Origin of the sequence: Flavobacterium sp. UMI-01, assembly GCF_019656315.1 — a bacterium.
Lineage (GTDB): Bacteria > Bacteroidota > Bacteroidia > Flavobacteriales > Flavobacteriaceae > Flavobacterium.
Genome location: NZ_BPLU01000020.1, coordinates 55,894 through 62,295 on the forward strand (window position 1 = coordinate 55,894; position 6,402 = coordinate 62,295).

Sequence of the window (6,402 nt, forward strand, 5' to 3'; positions counted from 1 at the left end):
GAGCTCAAAAATATTTTTCTGAATAACTTTTAGCGTACGCAGTTGTTGAAAAACTACTTATAAAATCTTAGTAAATTGAATTAGCATTTAGATTGACCGCAAATTCTTAATTCAATCTCATGCTATTTATATTTTAAAATAGTTAAATATTCAATCCAAGGACCTACTTCTTTTTTATATTGCTTTGCCAATATTCGGGTGATTTGTGCAATATGATTCAAATCATGTACCATCCAAGTTGCGATTAGTTGAGCTAAAGTGACTTCACCAAATACCGTATGAACTCCTTTTTTTTCTAAATCTTTTGGAGTGATTTTTTTTGATTTTAAATACTGCATGTTCTCTTTTCTAAGTTGGACAAATTCCTTAAGTAAATCATCCATCTTTTTTCCGTTACTATTTTTAAACTGGGCTAAGCGGTCATACGGAGGAAACGATTTATCTGAATTATTAGAGAGTATAGTTGTTACTCGAGGAATCCAATCCGTTTTTTCACCGTGAATTAGATGGCCAAGTACATCAAATGCTGACCAAGAATTATTTCCTTCATTCAAAAGCACCCAATCTTCTGATATATTATTCAGTAAAGAATATATGGTAGTAGGTGTTCTTTCTAGTATTTCGATAGATTTATCTAAGTTGAATTTCATGCTTATTGAGATTTGATTTATTTACCTCCTGCGATATCAATATAGGATCCAGTAACGTATGATGCTTCATCTGAAAGTAACCATAAGATAGCATTTGCGACTTCTATTGGAGAACCACCCCGTTTCATAGGAATGCTGTCTTTTAATCGGTCCACTCTATTTGGCTCGCCTCCAGCCGCATGAATGTCGCTATAAATAAAGCCAGGACGAACAGCATTTACTCGGATTCCTTCGTTTGCTACTTCTTTAGATAGACCTATGGTAAGTGCATCTATAGCGCCTTTTGTTGCCGCATAATCAATATATTCATTTGGAGCGCCTGTTTTTGAAGCAATGGATGAAACATTTACAATTGCACCGCCTTTGCCACCATAAGCTGTTGACATTTGTTTAATTGCTTCTTTTGAGCAAATAAAGCAACTGACAATATTTGTATTGATGACTCTTTCCAACCTGTCCATTTCTAAATTATCTAGTCGTGATTGATTTTCAAGAATACCCACATTATTTACCAAGGCGTCTATTTTTCCAAAATGAGACAAAATGTTTTTAAATAAATCTATTACCTCTTTTTCTTTGGAAACATCAGCTTGAAATGCCACAGCCTTTCCGCCTAGTTTTAAAATTTTGTTTACAGTTTTTTCTGCAGCTTCTTTATTCTTTACGTAATTTACCGCCACATTGTATCCTTTTTGAGCTGCTAGTACTGCTGTAGCTGCACCAATGCCACGACTTGCTCCTGTGATTAATACTGTTTTCATACATATTTTTCCTTAATTCTATTTGTTGGTTAAAGAGTAGTGTTTATTGTCTTTAAGGATAGAAGTCAATTGTTTAATCCGGGCTTGTAAATCTTGAATTTGATTTGCTTCTTGGTTTTCAATTGTTTTAGCCCACTTCAAAAAATCGGAACTATGAAGTTCTTTTTTACCCGTAACCGTGCTTACATGTATCAGCTTGGTTCTCATTATTGTTTTTAAGTGATTTTGATTTTCATCCAACATTATGGCTTCGAAATGTAGAAATTGGTCACATGCAGAAAGTAAAGAAGATTGAATCGTTACCACTTCATTGTATTTTGCTGGTCGTACATACGCAATTTCGTGACTCCATACTACCCATCCTAAGTTGCTTTTATAATACTCACTTAAATCAAATTCATAAAATTGTTTTAAATGATCTTCGCGTGCATTAATAAAATAATCTAAATACTTCGAGTTATTTAAATGACCAAATAAATCGCAGTCATTAAAGCGTATTCTGTATGTTGATTGGGGTGTCTTATTCATGATATAAGTTTTTTAGAAGGATTAAATATTTAACAATTCATTGAGTGCATCCGAACTAATTGCTGTTTGCGCAAAATCAAATTTTCCATTTTGATTTAAACTTTTTGCTGTTTCGATGAATGAAGTCATGGTATTCCTAAATAGTGAGGCTCCAAGGCTAATTCTTCGTACACCTATTTTTGATAAACTCTCAAAATCAAGATGGCAATCTTTTAACCCCATCATTACATTTAATGGTTTGTCTATTTCATACAGTATAGATTGAATGTCTTTTATACTTTTAATACCTGGAGCAAAAAGAACATCAGCACCCGCACTTTGGTACGCTTGTAATCGTTTAATGGTATCTTTTAAGTCAGTTTTGCCAATAGTATAATTATCTGCGCGAGCAGTTAATAAAAAAGGAAAATCTAAACTTGCTATGGCTTCAGTTGCAGCGGTAATTCGTTCAGCTGAAAATTCAATCGAATAGCTCTCGTTATTCTTTACATCTTCAATTGAAGCACCTACGATACCTGTATTTGCAGCTAATTTGATTGTGTCAAAAATCTTCTTAGGTTCATCATAAAATCCGTTCCCTAAATCAGCTGAAACAGGTAAATTAGTTGCTCTGGAAATTTTTTCAAGGTACTGTAGTACATTATCTAACGGTAATTGATTGTCTGAAACCCCTTCGCTAAAAGCTATCGATGCACTCGATGTAGCTAATGCTTTGAAGCCTAAATTCTCTACTATTTTCGTTGTTGCTACATCCCAGGGGTTTGGAATTATGAAAGTGGATTTTTCCTCATGGAGTTTTTTAAAAAGTTCCGCTTTTTCAAATTGTGTTTTCATAGTTGAAACCATTAATTGAAATTCTTTTAATCATCTGATGATGATGTTCTACGTGATACATTGTGAAATACAGAACCTCTCTTACACTGATTAAAGAGAGTGCGGGATGAGGACACAGATACTGGTCTAATTCTTTTTCGCTCCAATTGTTGAGTGAATGTATTAAATCATTTACTAATGTATTTCCGTCTTTGATTAGTTCTTCGTGGTTTAAATCTGTACTGGGTAATAAAGGTGGAGGTGACTTAACTCCATTCTTTATTGCCAAATGGTATTTTTCCACAAGAGCTTCGTAACTGATGGATTTTCCACCGTTCAATCCAAATCTTGATTCTAACATTGGTTTAGGAGTTGATAGAAAGTTTATCAATATTGAAATTGACTTATTGATATGATCTACATTTTCGTTAACTGTCCATTTACCATCAGTTGAACTATTCTTATCTTCATGATTAGAAGCTGCGCTCCAAAAATCAGAATGATTATCTCTAAGTTTGATAATGATGTTTTCTTTATTCATTTTCCTTATTTTTAATTAGATATTCATTTGTAAAATGTTCATTATGCTGGGGCTTTGAAAATTTTTCCGCATTATAAGTTTTTGAATTGCCTTTTGGGATGGAAAGAGAAACCCATTTATCGTCACATATCATTTTACCTAAAAAAACTATTTGTCCTACATGATACGGATAATGTGCTAATTGGCGATTGATAGCTTCTAACACTGTATGCCCTTGATTTCGGATGTAAATAATTGTATTTAAATCTCTAGCAGTTAGGCTTTTTAATGTTGAAAAAAGACAATCCCAGCCTCGATTCCAAACTTCAATTAATTCTTCTTTTGTTTGAATATCATTTTCAAATTCAGCATCACGGTTGCGCCAATCTTTCTCCCCATCTGAAGTAAGAAAATCTGTCCAACGTGAAAGCATATTTCCGCTAAGATGTTTTACTATTATGGCTATATTGTTGCTTTCATTGTTGTACTTCCAAAATAATTTTTCGTCAGGGATTTGCACAAAGGTTTTGTCCCCTAACATTTTATAGTATTCAAATTGTTTACTAACACTTTCTAAATAATTTGTATCCATACTATTTCGCTTTTAATTGATGTATAAATGATTTACAACACACCTGATTCTAACTCTTCTAAATAGATAAAATCTGGTGATTTTACTCCTGCTTGTTTTCGAATTTCAATCAATTCTGGTGATTCAAAGAATTTCTTTGCATTTTCAATTGAGGACCAGACCGAATAGTGAACAATTTTATTTGGTTCGTTTTCATATTTGAGTACTTGATAAGAGATTTCCCCAGCTTTTTTTCTGATGTCAGAGGCGTTGTCAAATATTTGTTTCCAAGCTTTGTAATCTTGAACTTCGTGTATAATTAGTACCTGTTTCATAAGTCAAACTTTTGTTAATCTGTATTTAAAATATACCGATTGGTATATTTGTAGTCAAATTTTTTTTAAGGTTCTAGCTCTCTAATTAATTTTTCTAAATAGGACATACTTACTTTAAGTACTTCGGGATCCCCTGTCACTTTAGCTTGCATCATCGCTCCTTCAATTAAAGACATCATAATAAAAGCAAAATCACTCGCATTGGTAGTACTTTTTACTTCTTGTCGCTCAATTCCTCTATCAATCATTTTTTCTATAGCTTTCTTCCAATTTTTTAAAGCATTAATGACCTTTACTTTTAGAAGTGGATGTGTATCATCAGCTTCGGTAGCGGTATTTAAAATTGGACAGCCAGCTTTTAAAATAGGTAATTCTAAAAATATCTTATATGTTTCAGGATATACTAACAACCGATCTATCGTATTTGTCCTTGCTTCAATCCTTTTACGTAAGTATGCAATAATCTCATTATGGTTATAGTCAAATGCTGCTAATGCTACTTCATCCTTATTTTCAAAATTGCCATAAATACTACCTTTTGTGAGACCTGTAGCCTCTGTGATATCATGCATAGAAGTACCTACAAATCCTTTAGCATTGAATATAGGAGCTGTTTTTTCTATTATTAATTGTTTGGTACGTTCTGCTTTTGAAATCATCAAATGGTATTATTTTGATGTAAAGATAAAAAAAATATACCAATTGGTATGTTTTTTAATTCATTTTAACTTTTTTTGGTGCTGTTTGGTTATCTATCTTAAACTTATCTTTTAAAACTCTCATATCCTCACTTACTTTTCGATCTAGTACTTTAGCATAATGTTGCGTGGTTCTCAAATTTTTATGACCAAGCATTTTGCTCACACTTTCAATTGGGACACCGTTAGTAAGCGTTACAGTCGTTGCAAAAGTATGTCGGGCAATGTGAAAGGTTAATTCTTTTTCTATCTCACAAATAGCTGCTATTTCCTTTAAATAGGCATTCATTTTTTGATTACTCAAGATGGGAAGTAGTTTCTCTTGATTGTTGCTTTGTGGATGGTTTTCGTATTTATCAATTATCATTTGTGTTACCGGAAGGATTGGGATTTTAGAAGCACTTTCCGTTTTTTGTCTATGTGTAAATATCCATTTCTCACCATCAATACCTAAACATATATGGGACTTGGTTAAGTTTTTGACATCGATGTATGCCAATCCAGTAAAGCAGCTGAAAAGGAAGATATCGCGTACTAATGACAATCTTTCTGTTTTGAAATCTTTATTAATGATACTTTGAAGTTCATCTTCAGATAAATAGACACGCTCGACTTCTTTTACTTTAGACTTATAGTTGGCAAAAGGATTTTTCTCTAGCCAGTCATTGGCCAGACAAAGTTTGATTATTTTATTGAAGTTCTTGATGTATTTAACAGCTGTGTTATTAGCACAGTTTCGAACGCTTCTTAACCAGAATTCATAATCGGTTATAAAAGCATGATCTATCTTCGTAATGTCTATATCTGAGATTTGGTATTTCCATTGCAAGAACTCTTTGGTATGTTTCAAAGAAGTATTGTAGCGTTCTAAAGTTCCTGGGGCGTATTCTTTGCCAACCAATTCTTTTATTTTGTTATTGTGGTCTTGGAAGATTGGGATTAGCATTCTAGCTTGGTCAGCAGTCCCCAGTAATTTGCTTTTGAGAGTTTCAGCTGTAATTGGGATTTTCTTGTGTAGTAATTCCATCTGTATATCTATGATTTGAATTCTTAACATATCAAGATGGTTATTTATTGAACGAGCTTCTTCTGAGTTACCTTTCATTTTGCCCGCTTCTGTGGACCATTTTGATACTTCTACAAATCTGTTGGAGCTCAGTTCAATTCTTTTACCATTGATAGTAATTCGTGTGTAGATAGGAACTAAACCATTTACACTGGCTTTTGCTCTCTTTGCATAAAAGAGAATAGATACTTTTGTCTTCATCGTGGTAACCTTTTAGTTATTATTAAATTTAATTTTAATAAGACTAACACACAAGATGTACAGTTTCTAAACTGGTTGTTGTACTGGTTGTAATGCCTTGTGATTGTTAGTTCGAGACAAAAATCGGTTACCCTAATTTCGGATAATCTAGGGTAACCGATTTTATGGATCAGGAACAAAACTTGGGGAGGATTTAATAAAAATATAGATATTTGCTAAAAACAAATTAGCGTGGAATCCTATCTGGAATTATTAAAAC

Annotated in this window: 9 protein-coding genes; all 9 read right to left on the minus strand. The window is 32.9% G+C overall.

Going from position 1 to position 6,402, the window contains the following annotated elements; translation table 11 throughout:
• Positions 1 to 122: 122 nt before the first annotated feature.
• Positions 123 to 650, minus strand: coding sequence for a DinB family protein (locus tag K5R64_RS09060; RefSeq protein WP_220762834.1), 528 nt, complete (start codon positions 648 to 650; stop codon positions 123 to 125).
• Between the two features lie 17 nt (positions 651 to 667).
• A complete protein-coding gene (locus tag K5R64_RS09065; RefSeq protein ID WP_220762835.1) occupies positions 668 to 1,411 on the minus strand; it encodes an SDR family oxidoreductase in 744 nt (247 codons plus the stop codon).
• A gap of 18 nt (positions 1,412 to 1,429) precedes the next feature.
• Entirely contained in the window at positions 1,430 to 1,939 is a 510-nt protein-coding gene (locus tag K5R64_RS09070; protein ID WP_220762836.1) for a thioesterase family protein, read from the minus strand.
• Between the two features lie 21 nt (positions 1,940 to 1,960).
• Positions 1,961 to 2,773: an isocitrate lyase/phosphoenolpyruvate mutase family protein gene (locus K5R64_RS09075; RefSeq protein ID WP_220762837.1), complete on the minus strand. Its 813-nt coding sequence runs from the start codon at positions 2,771 to 2,773 to the stop codon at positions 1,961 to 1,963.
• Positions 2,757 to 3,293: a DinB family protein gene (locus K5R64_RS09080; protein ID WP_220762839.1), complete on the minus strand. Its 537-nt coding sequence runs from the start codon at positions 3,291 to 3,293 to the stop codon at positions 2,757 to 2,759. Before K5R64_RS09080 ends, K5R64_RS09075 begins: the two co-directional genes overlap by 17 nt.
• Positions 3,286 to 3,864 (minus strand): DUF1572 domain-containing protein, encoded by a 579-nt coding sequence (locus K5R64_RS09085; RefSeq protein WP_220762841.1) that lies wholly within the window; start codon positions 3,862 to 3,864, stop codon positions 3,286 to 3,288. The genes K5R64_RS09080 and K5R64_RS09085 overlap by 8 nt, the downstream gene beginning before the upstream one ends.
• Positions 3,865 to 3,896: 32 nt before the next feature.
• The gene (locus K5R64_RS09090; protein ID WP_220762843.1) at positions 3,897 to 4,178 is read right to left on the minus strand and encodes an antibiotic biosynthesis monooxygenase; all 282 of its coding nucleotides are present in this window, start codon (positions 4,176 to 4,178) and stop codon (positions 3,897 to 3,899) included.
• Positions 4,179 to 4,243: 65 nt separating this feature from the next.
• Entirely contained in the window at positions 4,244 to 4,837 is a 594-nt protein-coding gene (locus K5R64_RS09095) for a TetR/AcrR family transcriptional regulator (protein WP_255580334.1), read from the minus strand.
• A 55-nt stretch (positions 4,838 to 4,892) separates the two neighbouring features.
• Positions 4,893 to 6,143, minus strand: a complete 1,251-nt coding sequence (locus tag K5R64_RS09100; RefSeq protein WP_220762845.1) for a site-specific integrase — start codon at positions 6,141 to 6,143, stop codon at positions 4,893 to 4,895.
• Positions 6,144 to 6,402: the final 259 nt, after the last annotated feature.